The following is a 17,479-nucleotide window of genomic DNA, read 5'->3' on the forward strand; positions in this document are numbered from 1 at the left end:
CCGAAAGCGATATGGCGCGGCTTGCGCTCGATATCGACGCTGTGCGGATCGGCGTAGACCGAGGGATCGCGGTTGGCGAGCATGATCGGCATGTTCACCTCGTCCCCCTTCTTCATCGGCACACCGTGGAAGGTGAAATCCTTCGTCACCGCGCGATGGGTCACGACCACCGAATAGGCCCGGCAGAACTCCTCCACCGCCTGTGGCAGCAGGTCCGGCTCCGCACGCAGCTGCTGCTGCAGGTCCGGATGCATGGCGAGGTGCTGCATGATCCAGCCGATCGTCGAATAGACCGTATCCAGCCCGCCGACATAGAGCACATAGAACATGCCCATCATCTCGTAGTAGTTCATCGGCCGCCCCTCGACCTCGCCGCTGACGATCCCTTTCAGGAACTCGTTGGTCGGATTGGCCTTCTGCGCTTCCATGTGCTGCTTGAGATAGCCGTAGATCGAGCGCGCGGCGGCCACGCGCACCATCGGATCGCTGGCGCGCATCAGCTCGTCCTGCCAGCCCATGAACTGATCGAGCAGATCGCGCGGCATCCCCATCAGATCGAGAAAGACGTAGGATGGAAACGGCACGGCGAACGCATCGACGAATTCGCACTCGCCCCTGTCTTTGAACTTCCCGATCAGTTCCCGGCAGATCTGCCGCACCGGCTCGTCATAGCTGCGGATCGCGGCCGGGGTGAAAAAGGGATTGAGGATCTTGCGGTACTGATGGTGCTTGGGCGGATCGATCTCGATCGGATTGAGCAGGATCGGCTCGCCCAGCATATCCGCGATCATGCCCGGGCGTTCCGAGGTAAAATGCTCGTAATCGATGAAGGCCTCGCGGATCACGTCGTCTCGCGTGAGAATCCAGCCGGGCCGCTTGAAATTGGCCTCCGTGCCCCAAATCACTGGCGGCCCTTCGTGCAATCGCGCGATCGAAACGAAAGGATCATTTCCCTCAGTGGTGAATGTGTCGAAATCCTTGTCCCAAACCAGTTCGGGCGGGACGGTCTCAGGAATGCGTTCGGCAGTGGCGAATGGTGCGCTCAAGGTTCCTCTCCTCAGGACATGGGCATTGCAATGCGGGCATCCGGCCCGTTCAGGTTTTATGTTCTTGGTTACAAAGTATTCTGCATTACAAAGTTCATGGGCAAAACATGCGGGATCAGGCGGGCCGTTCCCGCAACCGTGGGGCGCTGTCGGATACCGCCTGCTTCCCCTCAGCCGCGCGCGTCGCATGGCGCAGTGCGCTTTCCAGGGCGGCAAGGTACTGGCCGAAATCGCCGCGCCCCAGTTCCGAAAGGCGGCACCGGGTCTGCGGACGCTTGCCATCGAACCCCTTCTCGATGGTCACGTAGCGGGCTTCCTCCAGCACGGTCAGATGCCGGTTGAGATTACCGTCGGTCAGCCCGCAGAGCTGCTTGAGCTGCGCGAAGGACAGTCCGTCCGGCTGCCCCGCCAGCGACGTGACGATGCCGAGCCGGGCGCGCTCGTGGAAAATCCTGTCCAGCCCGCTAAAGGCAAACGGCGTCTCAGCAGCGATCTCAGGCATGCACGCCCCCCTCCCTGTCAGACCCTCTGTCAGACAGGGCCCAGGCAATCGCGAAATGGCCTGCAACGAACGGCACGCCCACCACAAGCGGCGTCAGCCCGCCCTGCGCACCGGCGAGAAACAGTCCTGCCGACCCCGACAGCAGAAACCAGGCTCCTGGCCAGACGATCCTGCGCGGCATCGTCGCATAGCTGGCAAAAGCCACCAGACTGATCAGCATCTGCCAGATCCCCGGCACGATCCAGGCCGCCTTCGGCGCATAAGCCAGAATGGCAACAGGGACTGCTGCGGCAATGACCGCGGCAGGCACAACGATGCGCATGGCGGAAAGCAGCATGGGCTGCGCCATATGGTCCCTCGCCCGGCGCGTTCTCAGGATCGCCTCAGCCGCGATCAGCAGGCACCCGGCAGCCATCAGCAGCCCCCATATCATCACATATTGCTGGTCACTCTCGGCAAAGCGCGCGGGCCAGACAAGCTGCATCAGCATGATCATGAGCGACAGCAGGCCGATCATCCCCACCGCCTCGGGCGCATAACCGCGAAAGCGCGTGCTTGCCGCCAATTGCGCGCGAATATCGGCAATCTGGGCAATGGCCTGCTCAACTTCAGACACCGGACGCTCTCCAACTTTGGATTGCAAAGTTATACAGGCCTGCACGCAGGTCAAGACAAATCGCCTGGACCGCGCGGACCGAGGCGCTGCGTGGCCAAACCGGCCCGCCGGATCTTTCCGCATGAGCCTGCTTTTTGGGTGTTGACCGGGGCCCACCTCCCCCCTAAAGGACGCGGCCTGCACCGGCGATCCGGTGCACCAGATTGAGCCTCCGGTGACGGAAGGCCTTGGTATGGCGGAGTAGCTCAGCCGGTTAGAGCAGCGGAATCATAATCCGCGTGTCGGGGGTTCGAGTCCCTCCTCCGCTACCATCATCCTGTTTGGCGACAGTCGCCAAAGGTTGAAAAAATCCCACTTTTCCGCTAGTTCAAGGGCAATCGCTGGTTGTCAGCGACTGCCCTTGTTTGCCTGCAATTGCGGTCGATCAGTGCATAATTTGGGGGCTCGGAAAGCCCCCCGCAAAAGCGAGGCCCTCAATGGCGCTGACCGACACCGCAGGAACGGCGTGGAGTGGAAACTGGCTATCGGCCCGTATCCTCAATTCACATTGGCCGAGGCGCGCAGGCTGCTCGCCCATGACATCGATCCCAATGCCGCCAAGCGGCAGGCGCGGATCGAAGCTAGTATGCGGGCGGAAAACAGCTTCGCCAAGGTGGCAGAAGAGTTGCTCGCAAAGCGGGAAAAGGAAGAGGTCTCGCCGCGCACGCTGGAAAAGTATCGTTGGCTGATCAAATTGCCTGGCAACGAATTTGGCCGGAGGCCGATCACCGAGATCAGCCCAGCCGAATTGGTGCACGAAATCAGACGGCACGAACGGCGAGGACAGTATCGTCACCGACTTTGGCGTCGCCCGGGCGCACGGCCTGCTCCTGCTGCACACTCGTGTAATCGTGGCAGTAGAGATTGGGCTTGCCGGACCCGAAATCGACCTGAACGCTCTGGCTGCCGGACGCCGCTGGAGTGGGCGTCGGGGAAGCGGGCATTGAGGACGGCTGACACGCCGTGTAGCCGGTAGAGGCTGCACGCCGAACACCCTTGCCGCAGCGCAAAAGGTTATTACGCGCCGTGTCACGTATTATATCCACCAATGGTGCTCCAGGCGGCCCATACGGCGCGATCCACTGAATCGGCGCCCCATGGCACGATGCCCGCGCCACCACCGCGCGCCGCGCGCTTTTCATGCCGGTTTTGATGCGCTGCCCACTATCGGCGGAAGGCAGCCTAAGCCCTTGGCCAATTGGTTGATCGCTCGCCCATTACGCTGATGCACATCGATGCACCTGCAGAGCCTTTTCGTGCCCATGGATGGGCACCCGCTTTCCGGACATCACAGTTCCGGCGCTGCCGCCCGCCCCGCCGCTCACATAAAAAATCGGCTGGAGAAGCCCCCCGCCTCTCCAGCCGACCTGGACTTTCGTCCTGCGATAACCCTCGCCTGCAGGTGGAAAGCCCCTCCTGCAAGCTCGGGATAGCGTTCAGGGAATGACGTGCCCGTCCTGCTTGTAGACACGCCCACCCTGCATCACGAAGCCGATATTCTGGAGCTGGGCGATGTCCCCCAGCGGATCGCCATCAGTGGCGACGATATCGGCATAGCGGCCCGGCTGGATGCTGCCGATGTCCGCGCTGTCTCCGATCAGGTCCGCCGCCGAAGTGGTGGCGGCCTTGATCGTATCCATGGCCGGAATGCCTGCCTTGACCATCAGCGCGAATTCCTGGCCGTTCAGGCCGTGCTGATAGACGCCCGCATCGGTGCCGAAGGCGATCTTCACCCCGGCTTTCCAGGCGTCATAGGCGTTACGGTTCATTCGCGGTGCGACTGCAAGGGCCTTTTGTGCGACCGAAGGGCTCAGCAGTTCTGGATGTGTTTTTGCGAATCTGTAAACCGTCTCACCCGCGATCAGCGTCGGCACCAGATAAGTGCCGTGCGCTTTCATGATCTTGTAGGTTTCAGGCGTGGCAAACGTGCCATGTTCGATGGAATCAACCCCCAGTTCCGACGCATGGTCGGTGGCCTGGGTGCCGTGGGAATGCGCCGCCACTTTCATGTGCAACACATGGGCCGTGTCGACGATCGTCTTGATTTCGGCATCGGTCATCAACTGGGCCTGTGGATCGTCGCCCACACTGGCAACGCCGCCCGAGGGAACGATCTTGATGAGATCCACGCCGTCGCGGTGCATCTCGCGCACTTTCTTGAGCGCTTCATCCGCACCATCAACGATGCCCGCGCTCCATTCCGGCTTGGAAAGCGCCGGATCGTAGCCGGTGGACAGATCGCCATGCCCGCCCGTGGGGCCGACGATATTGCCCGAAACCCACATCCGCGGCCCTTCGATGGTGCCTTCCTTCTGGGCACGCTTCAGAGCCACGACGGCAGGCGTGTAGCCGCCGACATCGCGGACCGAGGTAAACCCGGCCAGCAATGTCGTGCGGGCATTGGCGACACCCTCCATCGCCCCGTCGAAGGCGGAGCGGGTTACGGGCCCAAGCAGCTGCGGATACTTGCCCAGCTGCAAGGTCAGGTGAACGTGCGTGTCGATAAGACCGGGCAGGACCGTCTTCTTCGACAGATCGATGACTTCGGCGCCTTCGGGCGTGACGAACCCGTCATCGACGGAAACGATGCGATCGTCATGGATGACAATCGACACGTTGTGTTTTTCGGCATTCGAAATGCCGTCGATCAGCGTGCCGGCGTGGATGACGATATCTTTCGCCTGCGCCGCGCCGGCCCAGCACAGAGCCAGGGCGGCGGACAGCATGGCGATCCGTTTGGTGTGTTTCCGGTTCTTCATGACTGTCCGCCTTTTCCCTTAGAAGTGCTTGCTGAAATCGATGCCGATGGTGCGCGGCGTGATGCTGATGGCGCGCACCTTGTCGAGACCGCCGAAGATGTTCCCGCTGCTCTTGGAGATGATCGCGTCCTCATCCGTCAGATTGTTGACGAACAGGGCCACGCTCCACTGGTCCACATCCCCGCTGATACCTGCGCGCAGGTTAACAGTGGTGAAGGACGGGAGGTACTGCTGGAAGGCGTTCTCGTGATGGAACACCGTCCACGACTTGCCGCTGTAGGACACGTCGGCCCGCACCACGCCCGAAAGGCCTTCCGAGAGCGCCCAGTCATACTGCGCGCTGCCCTGCGCCGTCACCTTGGACACGAAAGGAATCGGGTCGCCCTTCAGGCCCGAGGCCACCAGGTTCTGGTTGGACTGGTCTTCCAGAAGCTCGGTGTCGGTGTAGGCACCCGAAGCCTGCAGTTCCAGGCCGTACATCGGACGCAGCGTGGTCTCCACTTCCACACCGTAGGCCCGCGCGCGGCCGGCATTGGTGATGAAACCGAAGTTGGTGTTGGGGAACGTGCCGCTCGTCTGCATGTCGTCCCAGTCGATGCGGAAGATATCGGCATTGATGGTCAGCATGCGGCCGAACCACTGCGTCTTCGCGCCCACTTCGTAGTTCCACAGCGTGTCGGAACGGTAGGCGACGAATTCATCCGACAGGCCCACGGTCTGGTTGATGCCGCCCGGACGCTGCCCGCTGGATACCGTGGCATAGACCATGGCTTCCGGCGTGATCTGATAGCTGACATTCCCCTTGTAGAGGAAACCGTTCTCCTTGGTCTTGTACGTGGTGTACGGCGAGGCCGAGAAACCGACGAGCGGATCAACGACGGTCACTTCACCCGAAGCAGTGCGGGTATAGTCGTAGTAACGCAGGCCACCCGTCACCGAGAGTTCAGGCGTTGCGTGCCAGGTTACTTCGCCGAAACCGGCGAGCTGCTTGAGCCCGTCGCCGATCACGCGCTGGCCGTAGAGCGTCGTATCGTTGATCGCCAGACGCTTGCCCGAAGCCGGATCGACAGCAACGACGTTGCTCTGAATGTCGCCCTTGCGGTTCGAGTAGAAGAGGCCGGCGGTCCAATCCAGCACGTCCGAGCCATTCGAGCTGAAGCGCAGCTCGACCGTATCGGTCTTGGTGATCTGCGAGGAATTGGCAACCGAAGGCGCCTGTGCGTTGAAAGCGTCCGCCAGCGACGGCACCAGCTCCGCATAAGTGCGGAAGAAGGCCGTGATGTCGTAGCTGTAGTTGAAGTCGCGGTAGCTGTGCGATCCGACGAGGGTCGCGGTGACCGGCCCCAGATCCCATGCCGCGGTGCCGCTGACAATGCGGGTGCGGTCATTCAGCGGCTGCAGCGCTTCGAAGTTCGCCTTGTAGGAACCCGACGCCAGGAAGTAATTGTTGATCGAGCCCTTCTGGTCCTGCGCCATGAACATCAGGTCGAGCGTGAGATCCTCGGTCGGCTTGGCACGAAGCATCACGCGGCCGCTCTTGGTGCGCTGCTCGTTGACGTCGTCACGGCCCAGCGTGATGTTGTCGATGAAGCCCGGCTGGTTCTTATAGGAACCGACGGCGCGGATGGCGAGCTTGTCGTCGATCAGCGGAACGTTGATCATCGCCTGCGTCTGGAACCCGGCATCGCCATGCGCAACGCTGGAAATCTGCCCCTTGGTAGCGCCGCTCAGAACATTGAGATCGGGCTTGGCCAGCACGAGGCGCACAGTGCCCGCCATCGAGGACGAACCGTAGAGCGTTCCCTGCGGGCCGCGCAGCACTTCCACGCGCTCGACGTCGAACAGGTCGATCGCCGGCAGCGTGCCGCCCGCGTCGGAGTTCACACCAGCCGAGCCCAGGATGGGAATTTCATCGTAGTACAGGCCCACGAGCGATTCGCCCGCCGCACGGATGTTGCGGATGGTGATACGCGAACCCGACAGGCCGCTTTCCCGCAGGACGAGCCCCGGGCTGACCCGCGAAAGCTGGCTGGTGTCGCTCACGCCCATCGATGTCAGCGTGTCGCCCGTGACCGCGCTGATCGCCAGCGGCGTCTTCTGCAGCGATGTGGAACGCTTGAGTGCGGTAACGACAATTTCGCCGCCCGTATCTTCCGTACCGGCATCTGCACTGTCTTGTGCATGGGCAAGAGCCGGGAAAGTGAATGCCGCCGTCGTGGTAAGAAGTATGCGCGAAAGTGTGCGGAATTTTTTGCTCATGGGACCCCTGTTTCAATGTTCGAGCGGGTTCTGTCGCCTCGCTCTGGTTTGCTTTGCCCTCTCCACCCTCTATGTAACGAAAGTGCCACAACGTTCCGCGGAAATCTCACCAAACATACGCACAAAATCGATGCCAATTAGAGCAATCACGTCGATTTTATGGAAATTCTGGCAACTTGCCCTAATTGAGCAATTACCTTGACCTGAATCGGAAAACCGCCGGAATCCCCCTTCTGGGCGGATTTCCAGCAGTTCGATACGCCGCTCCGGCTGCCGCCGGTCTGTTCCACAATTTATGGGATGACCGGTGCAGGCCGGTTGACGAACGACTTCAGGGCAAAGCTGCTCTGGATATGTGCGACACCTTCGATTTTCGTGAGCGCATCGAGCAATTCACGATAATGGTCAAGATCATTCACAACCGCTCGCAACAGATAATCCGAGCCACCTGTCATTAAGAAGCCGCTCATAACCTCGGGCAGCGACGCCACATGCTCCTCGAACCGGGCCAGAATCGAACGAATCTGCCGTTCCAGCGTGACCGAAATGAACACGATCATCGAGCCTGCCAGCCGCTGCTCATCGAGCCGGGCAAAGTAGCCCGTTATATAGCCGCTCTCTTCCAGAATGCGCACACGGCGCAAGGTCGGCGTTAGCGAAAGGCCTATCTCTTCAGCCAGTTCGCGCCATGTGATGCGCCCATTTTCGGAAAGGTGCCGCAGAATCTTGCGGTCGTAGGAATCGAGTTTCTGGTTTTGGTTCATATCACCACGCCATAGGAAAATTCTGGAAGATAGACCCACAATTGGCCTGCAAGAGGCGTAACTATGGCAGCCATTCCTAGGGCTGACCAGCTAGTCTTGCCTGCATGAACGATCTTTCCGCAATGCGCCGCAAGGCCTTTGGCCTCGAATCCATCTATATGGCCGAAAGTGGCCCGGCTTTCATGACCGGCATTCAGGCCCTCGTGCGCCTGCCGCTGATGCAGCGCCGCATGGACCGCAAGGCCGGGCTCAATACCGCGGGCCTCGTCACCGGCTATCGTGGATCGCCGCTCGGCGCCTACGACCAGCAGCTTTGGAAAGCGCAGAAGTATCTGGCAGCCCACGACGTGCAGTTCCAGCCGGGCCTCAACGAGGATCTGGCGGCAACTGCGCTGTGGGGCGCACAGATGCACAAGGCCTATGGCGAGACCAAGGCCGATGGGGTGTTCGGCATCTGGTACGGCAAAGGCAATGGCGTGGACCGCACCGGCGACGTGTTCCGCAACGCCAATATGCTCGGCACATCGGCGCTCGGCGGCGTCCTCGCCATCGGCGGCGACGATCACGCGGCGCAGTCCTCGATGTTCCCGCATCAGACAGACGGCATCTTCCAGTCGGTGATGATGCCGGTGCTGCAGCCTGCGGACGTATCCGAAATTCTCTCGCTGGGGCTCGCGGGCATTGCCCTGTCGCGTTTCAGCGGATTGTGGGTGGCGATGAAGACCATCGCCGAAGTGGTGGAAAGCGCCGCCGGTTTCGAACTGCCCGACGCCGATCCGCGTTTCGTTTCCCCGGCCGAGCTGATTCCGGCACACGGGCTCAACTGGGATCCCCGGATCAACTGGCCGGCCCAGCGCGCCGAATACGAACGCCGGATGATCGAGGAGCGCCTGCCCGCCGCGATCGGCTGGGCCACCGCGAACCGGATCGACCGCCCGGTCTTTGCCAGCAGGAAGAAGAAGCTGTGCATCGTTACTGTCGGCAAGGCCCATCAGGACCTGGTGCAGGCGCTGGAAAACCTCGGCCTGCATGATGCCGAGCTGCAAGCGCTTGGCGTATCGATCTACAAAGTCGCGATGAGCTGGCCGCTCGCCACCGAACCGCTCATCGCCTTTGCCGGAGAGGCAGAGGAAATCCTCGTCGTCGAGGAAAAGTCCCCCACGGTCGAAAATCAGATCAAGACCGCGCTCTATAACGGAACCGGGCGCAAGCCCGTCGTCACCGGCAAGACCGCGCCCGATGGCAGCCAGCTCCTGCCCACGGTGCTGGAGTTCTCCCCGCTCATGCTGGCGCGCGTGCTCGCCGGACGGCTCAAGGACAACGAGGCCATCGATCTGGCGCCTCGCCTTGCAGCGCTGGAGCAAGGCGCATGCAGTGCCGGCGCCCCCTCCTTCCCCGCGCGCAAACCGTTTTTCTGCTCGGGCTGCCCGCACAACAGCTCCACCAAGACGCCCGACGGCTCGATCTCCGGCGGCGGCATCGGCTGCCACGTCATGGCGCTCTCGCAGCCCGCACTGAAGACCGCCACCTTCAGCCAGATGGGCGGCGAAGGCCTGCAATGGGTCGGCGCGGCGCCGTTTTCCAAGACGGAGCACATCTTCCAGAACCTGGGCGACGGCACGTATCAGCACAGCGGCCTGCTCGCCATTCGCGCGGCAGTGGCCGCCGATACGAACATCACCTTCAAGATCCTTTACAACGATGCCGTCGCCATGACCGGCGGCCAGCCCGCAGAAGGGCAGATCAGCCCGGCGCTGATCACGCGCCAGATCGCGGCGGAAGGCGTGAAGGAAATCTACCTCGTCAGCGACGATCCGGACAAATGGCGCGGCGCCACCGGACTGGAGCCGGGCGTCAAGATCGAGCACCGCGACAATATGGACGCCGTGCAGCGCCATCTGCGCACCGTCCCCGGCGTCACTGCTATCGTCTACGAACAGACCTGCGCCGCCGAAAAGCGCCGCCGCCGCAAGCGCAAGGATTTCCCCGATCCCGACCGGCGCCTGTTCATCAATCCGCGCGTCTGCGAAGGCTGCGGCGATTGCTCCACGCAGTCCAACTGCATCTCGATCGAGCCGCTGGATACCGAATTCGGCCGCAAGCGGCGCATCAACCAGTCCGCCTGCAACAAGGACTTCTCCTGCACCAAGGGCTTCTGCCCCAGCTTCGTCGACATCGAAGGCCCGGTGCTGCGCAAGCCCGACGCGGGCCGCATCAAGGACATCGAAGCCGAACTGCTGGGCAATCTGCCGCTGCCCGAGCGCGCCGGGCTGGATCAGCCCTACAACATCTTCGTCACCGGCATCGGCGGCCTTGGCGTGCTGACGGTGGGCGCGCTGCTGGGCGTGGCCGCGCATCTCGACGGGCAGGAATCGACGGTCCTCGATTTCACCGGCCTGGCGCAGAAGAACGGCGCAGTGGTCAGCCATGTCCGGCTGGCACCCTCGGGCACGCCGATCCATGCCGTGCGTATCGGCGCCGGTGAGGCGGATCTGCTGCTCGGCACCGATGCGGTCGTTTCGGCCGGAACGGACACGCTCTCGCGCCTCAACGCCCAGCGTTCGCGGGCCATCGTCAACAGCGATCTGGCGCCGACTGCCGATATCGTGAGCGATCGCGACATCACACTTCCCGGCGGCCAGATGCTCAAGGCACTGGAAACGGCAACCGGCGGCGCCACGCTCATGCTCAAGGCCACCCGGCTTGCCGAGGGGCTGTTCGGCAACAACGTCACCGCCAATACGGTAATGCTCGGCTACGCTTGGCAGAAGGGCTTCATCCCGCTCTCGCTGGAAGCGATGCACGGCGCGATTGCCGCCAATGGCGCCGCCGTGGAGCTGAACCTGCGCGCTTTCGACTGGGGCCGGTTCGCGGCAATCGACATGGCGCAGGCGGAAAAGCACGCCGGGATCGGCGCCCCGCAACCGGCGAAGGAACTCGCGATCGACAGCCTGATCGACAAGCTCTGGCGCGACCTGACCGAATATCAGGATGCCGCCTATGCCGATCGCTACCGCGCCCTGATGCTGACCGCCGAACGCGCTGCCCAAGGCCTTGGCGCCAAGGGGGAGGCCTTCCGCCGCGCCGTAGCCGTCAACGCGCACAAGCTGATGGCCTACAAGGACGAATACGAAGTCGCGCGGCTCTATTCGCTCCCCGCGTTCCATGAAGGACTGGCGGACCAGTTCGCCTCGGCCGGCCGCGTCTCGGTCTGGCTGGCTCCGCCGCTCCTGTCGCGCATCGATCCGGCCACCGGCCGCCCGGCCAAGCGCAAGTTCGGCCCCTGGGTGTTCAAGGCCTTCGGCCTGCTCGCGCGCGGCAAGCGCCTGCGCGGCACCCCCTTCGATCCGTTCGGCCGCACTGCCGAACGCAAGGCGGAACGGGCCGTGCGCGACGAATATCTGGCGACGATAGACAGCCTGTGCTCCAACCTTGACGGCACGAACCTTGAGCAAGCAACCGCTCTGGCCGCACTGCCTGACATGATCCGTGGCTTCGGCCCGGTGAAGGAAGCCGCACTGCACGCCTATGCCGAGCAGCGAAAGGCCCTCACCGCCTGAGAGCCAAGGCTCGCGAAAGCACGCGGGTAAGGCGGCAGCTTCCGGCTCCTCCTTACCCGCAGAATCACCCTGCCTGGGGCCAGAACCGGAAACCGGCTCTGGCCCCCTGTTTTTTGTTCACAAACGTCAGCGGCGAAACGCGATAACCCGGATCGGGCGCCACAGGCCCTCTTCCCACGCATAGAGACCGAAGCCCCGGAAGCGGAAGGAAACCGTGCGCAACTCGCCCGCCAGCCGGGCCTGCAATGCCCGCGCCGCTTCGGGTTTCACTTTGTTTTGAAGCGTCACATGCAGGCGCAGCGGCCGGGTGTCCTGATCGGTCAGCAACCCGTGCATGCGCTCGGCGATCTGCGCGTGCAGGTCCACCATCGCCGGGCTTTCGACGGCCAGCGCGGTGCCACGCTCCAGCTTCATCACCCCGCCAATCCTGGCCTGCGGCGGCGGGATTCTTGCCAGATCGCGCAAGACCTGCAGCAATTCCTCCTCGACCGAAGGCGGCAAGGCATGGAACAGCGTGGCATGGGCGCGCAGCCGGTTGCGCTCGGGCGGATAGTGCGCGCGGCGCAGGGCATCGGTCCAGCCCAGCACATCGAGCGGCAATTCGGCCGTGATCAGCAGCGGAGCGCCGGGCTTCCTCGGCCCCTTGGCGATCCAGTCACCGGAACCGGCGCTCACAGTTCCCCACGCTCGCGCCGGATGGCAAACCACTTGGCGACATTGGCGTTGTGCTGTTCCAGCGTGCTGGCAAAGGCATGCCCGCCGCTGCCGTCCGCCACCATATAGAGCGCATCGGTCTTGGCCGGATGGAGCACCGCCTCGATCGAGGCCTTGCCCGGATTGGTGATCGGGTGTTTGGGCAGGCCGGTCATCGTGTACGTATTGTAATCGTTCACCGCCTCGATCTCGGACTGGCGGATGCGGCGGCCGAGCGGCTTGCCCTTGGTGATCGGATAGATGATCGTCGGATCGGCCTGCAGCAGCATGCCTTTCTTGAGACGGTTCGAATAGAGTCCCGCAACCAGCCGCCGCTCTTCGGGCTTGGCAGTCTCCTTCTCGACGATCGAGGCCAGGATCACCGCCTCTTCCGGGGTTTTCACCGCCAGATCGGGACCGCGCTTGGCCCAGAGTTCGGCCAGAGTCCGGCGCATCGCCGCCTGCATCCGGCGCAGCACGGCTTCGCGCGTTTCGTCCATATCGAACGCATAGCTGTCGGGCAGGACAGAGCCTTCCGCAGGCACCGCGACATCGCCGGTAAGCTGCGGCACGGCCATCAGCCGTTCCTGCACCTGAATCGAGGGCATGCCTTCGGGGATCGTCACGAAGCGGCGAATCACATCGTCGCTGGAGATGATCGAAAGCACTTGACTGGCGCTGGCATGGGCGGGAATCCTGAATTCGCCCGCCTTGATGCCGCCACCACCGCCGAAAATTCGCGCGCGCAGGGCAAAGCCCCCGGCGGAGCGGATCACGCCCTTCTTCTCCAGCCGTTCCGCCACGGCCGTCAGACTGGCCCCGTTGGGGACGACGAACGTCCCCTCCTTCTCCAGCGGACCGGACGCGTACCAGCCGCCGAAGAAGCTCCACAGAGCCAGCAGGGCGGCTGCGGCCAGAACCGCGGCCAAAGCGCATCCGCGCCGGGACATCATGGCCCCGCCCCGGCTCAGTCAGCCTTGCGCATGATCAGGCTGGCGTTGGTGCCGCCGAACCCGAAGCTGTTGTTGAGCACCGCGCGCACTTCACGCTTACGCGGCGTGTGCGGCACAAGATCGGCGCCCTCACAACCCTCGTCCGGATTGTCGAGGTTGAGCGTGGGCGGCACGATCTGGTCACGCAGGGCGAGAATGCAGAAGATCGCTTCCACGGCCCCGGCCCCGCCGAGCAAGTGGCCGATGGCCGACTTGGTCGAGCTCATCGAGACGTTCTCCATGGCCTCGCCAAACAGACGGCGCACCGCGCCCAGTTCGAGCGTGTCGGCCATCGTCGACGTGCCGTGGGCGTTGATGTAGTCAATATCGGCAGGGGTCATGCCCGCCTTCCTGAGCGCAGCGGACATGGAGCGGAACGCACCGTCCATCTCCGGATCGGGCGCGGTCACGTGATAGGCATCGCCCGACAGGCCATAGCCGACCACTTCGGCGTAGATCTTCGCGCCGCGCGCCTTGGCATGCTCGTACTCTTCCAGAACGACGACACCCGCGCCCTCGCCCATGATGAAGCCGTCGCGGTCCTTGTCGTAAGGGCGGCTCGCCTGCTCCGGGCGGTCGTTATAGCTGCAATTGAGCGCGCGCGCCTGCGCGAAGCCGGCAATGCCGATCGGGCAGATCGTCGATTCCGCGCCGCCAGCCAGCATGATGTCGGCATCGTCGTCGCGGATCATGCGCGCGGCATCGCCGATCGAGTGCGCGCCGGTGGAGCACGCGGTGACGACCGCGTGATTCGGCCCCTTGAGGCCGTACTTGATCGAAACCTGGCCCGAGATCAGATTGATCAGGCGGCCATGCACGAAGTGTGGCGAGACGCGGCCCGGGCCGCGATTGGCGAGCACCAGCGATTCGCTTTCGATGCCCGGCAGACCGCCGATGCCCGAACCGATCGAGCAGCCCGCGCGCAGCTTGGTCGCCTCGTCCATGTCCTCAAGACCCGCATCCTCGATCGCCTGCCCTGCGGCATCGATGCCGAAGACGATGAAGGGATCGACCTGACGCTGAATCTTGTGATCGACGCGCTTGTTGGCATCGAAGCCATATTCGTGATCGGCCGGTTTCACCTCGCAGGCGACCTGGCACTTCTGGTCAGAGGCATCGAACTTGGTGATCGGCCCTGCCCCGCTCTTGCTGGCGAGGATGTTCTTCCATGTCGTTTCCACGTCCGCCCCCAGCGGGGTGACGAGACCAAGACCGGTAACAACAACACGACGCATTACGCTCTCCGAAAAATCGGCCAGCCGAAAACAATTCGGCCCAAACGGCAACAGGCCCGCCCCCTTAGAGGTCGAGCCTGTCGATTTCAATCCGAGTTCTGGCGGACCGCTCCCGTTGCCGGAAAGCAGGTCTGCCGGAGGACCGGCTCAGCCCTTGTTCTCGTCGATGTACTTGATGGCATCGGAGACAGTGCTGATCTTCTCAGCCGCATCGTCCGGAATCTCGACGCCGAACTCTTCTTCGAAAGCCATGACCAGCTCGACGATGTCGAGCGAGTCAGCGCCCAGATCATCGATGAAGCTTGCATCTTCAGTGACCTTGTCGGCTTCCACGCCCAGGTGTTCGACGACGATCTTCTTAACCCGATCGGCGGTATCGCTCATTCTATGACCCCTTCACAATCCAGAGGATTAATAAATATCGCCAGCCGCCCTAATGAGAAGGTGCCGTGCTGGCAAGTGCCATGCGCCACGTGTTTTGCCGGGACGTGCCCCTGAACCGCTTTCCTCCCCGTCAAACCCGGCTTTGTCTGCCATTTGCAGATGGCCCATCTCGTGTCATGATAGAACGCAAGAGAGGAAAAGTGGGGAGAACAGGCGATGCCCGACAATCCGCCGCCACCGGAAGGCCCTCCTTCAGATGGTTCCGTTTTTTCGGCTGCAACCAGTTTTTGGAAAACGCTTCCAGGCATCATCACGGCAACGACAACGCTTGTCGCAGCGCTTACCGCGCTCATTTCCGGCCTTAACAGCGCAGGGCTTCTCGGTTCTCACGGCGGCAGCTTGAAAGCTACGGAAAACGGAAAGGCCGTTGAAACAGCCTCCGCGGCACCGCCAGACCATGACACAGGCCTCAAGGAATACAGGGTAGGCCAAATGAGTGACGGCTTTGCAGCAGTGCGCGAGCAGCCGACCGTGGCAAGCCGCATGGTCTCCCGCCTTGAAAGCGGGAGCCATGTGGATTGCGGCGACCTTGTGGAGGATGTGACCGGTGTGGAAGGAAGGCTCTGGCTGTCCTGCCCGAACGTGGGCGGTTACATAGCCTCGCGCCTGCTTATCCCTCTATAAACCGGCCTCCCGTCAGGCCTTCTGCGGCTCGACCACCCGCAAATGCAGTTCGCGAAGCTGCTTGAGTTCGGCCGGAGACGGCGCGCTCATCAGCAGGTCCTCGGCGCGCTGGTTCATTGGGAACAGCGTGATTTCGCGCAGGTTCTGCGCGCCGCACAGCAGCATGACGATACGGTCCACACCAGCGGCCATGCCGCCGTGCGGCGGAGCGCCGTACTGGAACGCGCGGTAGAGGCCACCGAAGCGTTCCTCCACATCGGCCTTCGACAGGCCGACCTTCTCGAACGCGGCAACCATCAGTTCCGGGCTCTGGTTACGGATCGAGCCCGAAGCGATCTCGAAGCCGTTGCACACGAGGTCGTACTGGAACGCCTTGATGGTGAGCGGATCCTGCGAGGTCAGCGCGTCCATCCCGCCCTGCGGCATCGAGAACGGGTTGTGCGCGAAATCGACCTTCTTGGCGTCCTCGTCCCATTCGAAGAACGGGAAATCGACGATCCAGCACAGCTCGAAACGGTCCTGATCGATCAGGTCGAGCTGCTCGGCGACGCGCGTGCGGGCAAGCCCGGCGAGCTTGGCCGCCTGCTCTTCCTTGCCCGCGGCGAAGAACACGCCGTCGTTCGGGCCAAGGCCCAGCGCCTCGATCAGCGCGGCGGTCTTTTCCTCGCCATGGTTCTTGGCGATCGGGCCGCCCGGATTGCCGTCCTTGATATTGATATAGCCAAGGCCGGAGAAGCCCTCGCCGCGCGCCCAGTTGTTCATCTCGTCGAAGAACTTGCGGCTGCCCGCGCCCGCGCCCGGCGCCGGGATCGCACGGATCACGCCGCCGTTCTCGACGATGCCTGCAAAAATGCCGAAGCCCGAGCCCTGGAAGTGTTCCGTCACGTCCTTGATGATCACAGGGTTGCGCAAGTCGGGCTTGTCCGAACCATAGTCCAGCATAGACTGCGCATAGGGAATGCGGCGAAACTCACCCGAAGGCGTCACCGGCTTGCCTTCGGCGAACTCGGCGAAGATGCCCTGGATCACCGGCTCCATCGTTTCCCAGATCTCTTCCTGGGTGACGAAACTCATCTCAAGGTCGAGCTGATAGAACTCGCCCGGCAGGCGGTCGGCACGCGGGTCTTCGTCGCGGAAGCACGGGGCGATCTGGAAATAGCGGTCGAACCCGGCAACCATCAGCAGCTGCTTGTACTGCTGCGGCGCCTGCGGCAGCGCGTAGAACTTGCCTGCGTGGATGCGGCTCGGCACCAGGAAGTCGCGCGCGCCTTCGGGGCTCGACGCGGTGAGGATCGGCGTCGAATATTCGGTGAAGCCGATGCCTTCCATGCGGCGGCGCATGTCCGAGATGATCTTCGTGCGCTTGACGAGGTTGGCGTGCAGCGTTTCGCGGCGCAGGTCGAGGAAGCGATACTTGAGACGGATATCCTCGGGATATTCCTGCTCGCCCGCCACCGGCATCGGCAGTTCCTCGGCCTTCGAAAGCACCGTGGCGCTGCGAGCATAGACCTCGATCTCGCCAGTCGGCAGCCCCGGGTTCACCGTTTCAGGCGTGCGCGCCTTCACGTTGCCCTCAATCGTGACGACGCTTTCCAGCCGCAGCGAATCGAGCAGTTCCAGTGCCGGGCTATCGGCGTCGGTCACCACCTGTGTGATGCCGTAATGATCGCGCAAGTCCACGAAGAGGACGCCGCCGTGGTCGCGCTTGCGGTGCACCCACCCGGACAGGCGGACGGTCTGGCCGACCTCGGCCGCCGTCAGCGCGGCGCAAGTGTGGGAGCGGTAAGGATGAGTCATGGCGGTTTCGCGCTTCTTCACTGATAACGGATGTGCAAGCCGTGCCCCCTAGTCGAGTGGCGCGGCGATTTCCAGATGCCGATTGCGTTCCGGCCGCAAACATGCGCCGGGACAGTCTGGACCGGGCACCTTCGGGATGCCTTCGGTAA

The 17,479-nt window shown here is 62.9% G+C and carries 14 protein-coding genes, 1 tRNA gene and 1 pseudogene; 4 read left to right on the forward strand and 12 right to left on the reverse strand.

The features are described 5' to 3' along the window. The 3 genes from MTR66_RS17860 to MTR66_RS17870 form a co-directional block, all read right to left on the reverse strand. A partial coding sequence (locus tag MTR66_RS17860) for a cytochrome P450 (RefSeq protein ID WP_243923535.1) occupies nt 1-1,046 on the reverse strand: 1,046 nt, incomplete at its 3' end. Between the two features lie 115 nt (nt 1,047-1,161). After that, nucleotides 1,162-1,548, reverse strand: a complete 387-nt coding sequence (locus MTR66_RS17865) for a transcriptional regulator (RefSeq protein WP_243923537.1) — start codon at nt 1,546-1,548, stop codon at nt 1,162-1,164. Continuing rightward, on the reverse strand, nt 1,541-2,164 hold the full coding sequence (locus tag MTR66_RS17870) for a hypothetical protein (RefSeq protein ID WP_243923539.1): 624 nt from the start codon (nt 2,162-2,164) through the stop codon (nt 1,541-1,543). The genes MTR66_RS17865 and MTR66_RS17870 overlap by 8 nt, the downstream gene beginning before the upstream one ends. A 234-nt stretch (nt 2,165-2,398) precedes the next feature. On the opposite strand from MTR66_RS17870, the gene MTR66_RS17875 reads away from it, so the two are divergent. Both MTR66_RS17875 and MTR66_RS21470 read left to right on the forward strand, forming a co-directional pair. After that, nucleotides 2,399-2,475 (forward strand) — tRNA-Met (locus MTR66_RS17875). 314 nt (nt 2,476-2,789) lie between these two features. Continuing rightward, nucleotides 2,790-2,933, forward strand: a pseudogene (locus MTR66_RS21470) (integrase); the annotation flags it as partial. A 31-nt stretch (nt 2,934-2,964) separates the two neighbouring features. On the opposite strand, the gene MTR66_RS17885 reads toward MTR66_RS21470, so the two are convergent. The 4 genes from MTR66_RS17885 to MTR66_RS17900 form a co-directional block, all read right to left on the reverse strand. Further along, nucleotides 2,965-3,147 (reverse strand): hypothetical protein, encoded by a 183-nt coding sequence (locus MTR66_RS17885; protein ID WP_243923543.1) that lies wholly within the window; start codon nt 3,145-3,147, stop codon nt 2,965-2,967. 492 nt (nt 3,148-3,639) lie between these two features. Beyond that, nucleotides 3,640-4,962, reverse strand: a complete 1,323-nt coding sequence (locus MTR66_RS17890) for a metal-dependent hydrolase family protein (protein WP_243923545.1) — start codon at nt 4,960-4,962, stop codon at nt 3,640-3,642. A gap of 18 nt (nt 4,963-4,980) precedes the next feature. Continuing rightward, the gene (locus MTR66_RS17895; protein WP_243923547.1) at nt 4,981-7,221 is read right to left on the reverse strand and encodes a TonB-dependent receptor; all 2,241 of its coding nucleotides are present in this window, start codon (nt 7,219-7,221) and stop codon (nt 4,981-4,983) included. Between the two features lie 293 nt (nt 7,222-7,514). Beyond that, on the reverse strand, nt 7,515-7,985 hold the full coding sequence (locus MTR66_RS17900; RefSeq protein ID WP_243923549.1) for an Lrp/AsnC family transcriptional regulator: 471 nt from the start codon (nt 7,983-7,985) through the stop codon (nt 7,515-7,517). Between the two features lie 104 nt (nt 7,986-8,089). Between MTR66_RS17900 and MTR66_RS17905 the strand changes: the two genes are divergently transcribed. Beyond that, nucleotides 8,090-11,545, forward strand: coding sequence for an indolepyruvate ferredoxin oxidoreductase family protein (locus MTR66_RS17905; RefSeq protein WP_243923551.1), 3,456 nt, complete (start codon nt 8,090-8,092; stop codon nt 11,543-11,545). Nucleotides 11,546-11,671: 126 nt separating this feature from the next. On the opposite strand, the gene MTR66_RS17910 is transcribed toward MTR66_RS17905, so the two are convergent. The 4 genes from MTR66_RS17910 to MTR66_RS17925 all read right to left on the reverse strand — a co-directional run bounded on the left by MTR66_RS17910 (nt 11,672) and on the right by MTR66_RS17925 (nt 14,849). Beyond that, nucleotides 11,672-12,220 carry a 2'-5' RNA ligase family protein gene (locus MTR66_RS17910; RefSeq protein WP_243923553.1) on the reverse strand — a complete coding sequence of 183 codons (549 nt, stop codon included), beginning with the start codon at nt 12,218-12,220 and terminating at the stop codon, nt 11,672-11,674. Beyond that, a complete protein-coding gene (mltG, locus tag MTR66_RS17915) occupies nt 12,217-13,191 on the reverse strand; it encodes an endolytic transglycosylase MltG (RefSeq protein WP_243923554.1) in 975 nt (324 codons plus the stop codon). The genes MTR66_RS17910 and mltG overlap by 4 nt, the downstream gene beginning before the upstream one ends. A 14-nt stretch (nt 13,192-13,205) precedes the next feature. After that, on the reverse strand, nt 13,206-14,465 hold the full coding sequence (fabF, locus tag MTR66_RS17920) for a beta-ketoacyl-ACP synthase II (protein ID WP_243923555.1): 1,260 nt from the start codon (nt 14,463-14,465) through the stop codon (nt 13,206-13,208). Between the two features lie 147 nt (nt 14,466-14,612). Continuing rightward, nucleotides 14,613-14,849 (reverse strand): acyl carrier protein, encoded by a 237-nt coding sequence (locus tag MTR66_RS17925; protein WP_028657713.1) that lies wholly within the window; start codon nt 14,847-14,849, stop codon nt 14,613-14,615. Nucleotides 14,850-15,065: 216 nt separating this feature from the next. Here MTR66_RS17925 and MTR66_RS17930 point away from each other — a divergent pair, with 216 nt between their 5' ends. Next, entirely contained in the window at nt 15,066-15,533 is a 468-nt protein-coding gene (locus tag MTR66_RS17930; protein WP_243923556.1) for a hypothetical protein, read from the forward strand. Nucleotides 15,534-15,545: 12 nt separating this feature from the next. Here MTR66_RS17930 and aspS read toward each other — a convergent pair whose 3' ends face one another. Further along, nucleotides 15,546-17,330: an aspartate--tRNA ligase gene (gene aspS, locus MTR66_RS17935; protein ID WP_243923594.1), complete on the reverse strand. Its 1,785-nt coding sequence runs from the start codon at nt 17,328-17,330 to the stop codon at nt 15,546-15,548. Between the last annotated feature and the right edge of the window lie 149 nt (nt 17,331-17,479).

It is taken from the genome of Novosphingobium beihaiense, from assembly GCF_022832375.1.
GTDB lineage: Bacteria > Pseudomonadota > Alphaproteobacteria > Sphingomonadales > Sphingomonadaceae > Novosphingobium > Novosphingobium beihaiensis.

Coding starts and splice junctions, on each gene's coding strand:
- aspS (WP_243923594.1), bottom strand. CDS start 17,330: ATGACTCATCCTTACCGCTCCCACACTTGCGCCGCGCTGACGGCGGCC.
- MTR66_RS17925 (WP_028657713.1), bottom strand. CDS start 14,849: ATGAGCGATACCGCCGATCGGGTTAAGAAGATCGTCGTCGAACACCTG.
- MTR66_RS17890 (WP_243923545.1), bottom strand. CDS start 4,962: ATGAAGAACCGGAAACACACCAAACGGATCGCCATGCTGTCCGCCGCC.
- MTR66_RS17865 (WP_243923537.1), bottom strand. CDS start 1,548: ATGCCTGAGATCGCTGCTGAGACGCCGTTTGCCTTTAGCGGGCTGGAC.
- fabF (WP_243923555.1), bottom strand. CDS start 14,465: ATGCGTCGTGTTGTTGTTACCGGTCTTGGTCTCGTCACCCCGCTGGGG.
- MTR66_RS17905 (WP_243923551.1), top strand. CDS start 8,090: ATGAACGATCTTTCCGCAATGCGCCGCAAGGCCTTTGGCCTCGAATCC.
- MTR66_RS17895 (WP_243923547.1), bottom strand. CDS start 7,221: ATGAGCAAAAAATTCCGCACACTTTCGCGCATACTTCTTACCACGACG.
- MTR66_RS17900 (WP_243923549.1), bottom strand. CDS start 7,985: ATGAACCAAAACCAGAAACTCGATTCCTACGACCGCAAGATTCTGCGG.
- mltG (WP_243923554.1), bottom strand. CDS start 13,191: ATGATGTCCCGGCGCGGATGCGCTTTGGCCGCGGTTCTGGCCGCAGCC.
- MTR66_RS17930 (WP_243923556.1), top strand. CDS start 15,066: ATGCCCGACAATCCGCCGCCACCGGAAGGCCCTCCTTCAGATGGTTCC.
- MTR66_RS17885 (WP_243923543.1), bottom strand. CDS start 3,147: ATGCCCGCTTCCCCGACGCCCACTCCAGCGGCGTCCGGCAGCCAGAGC.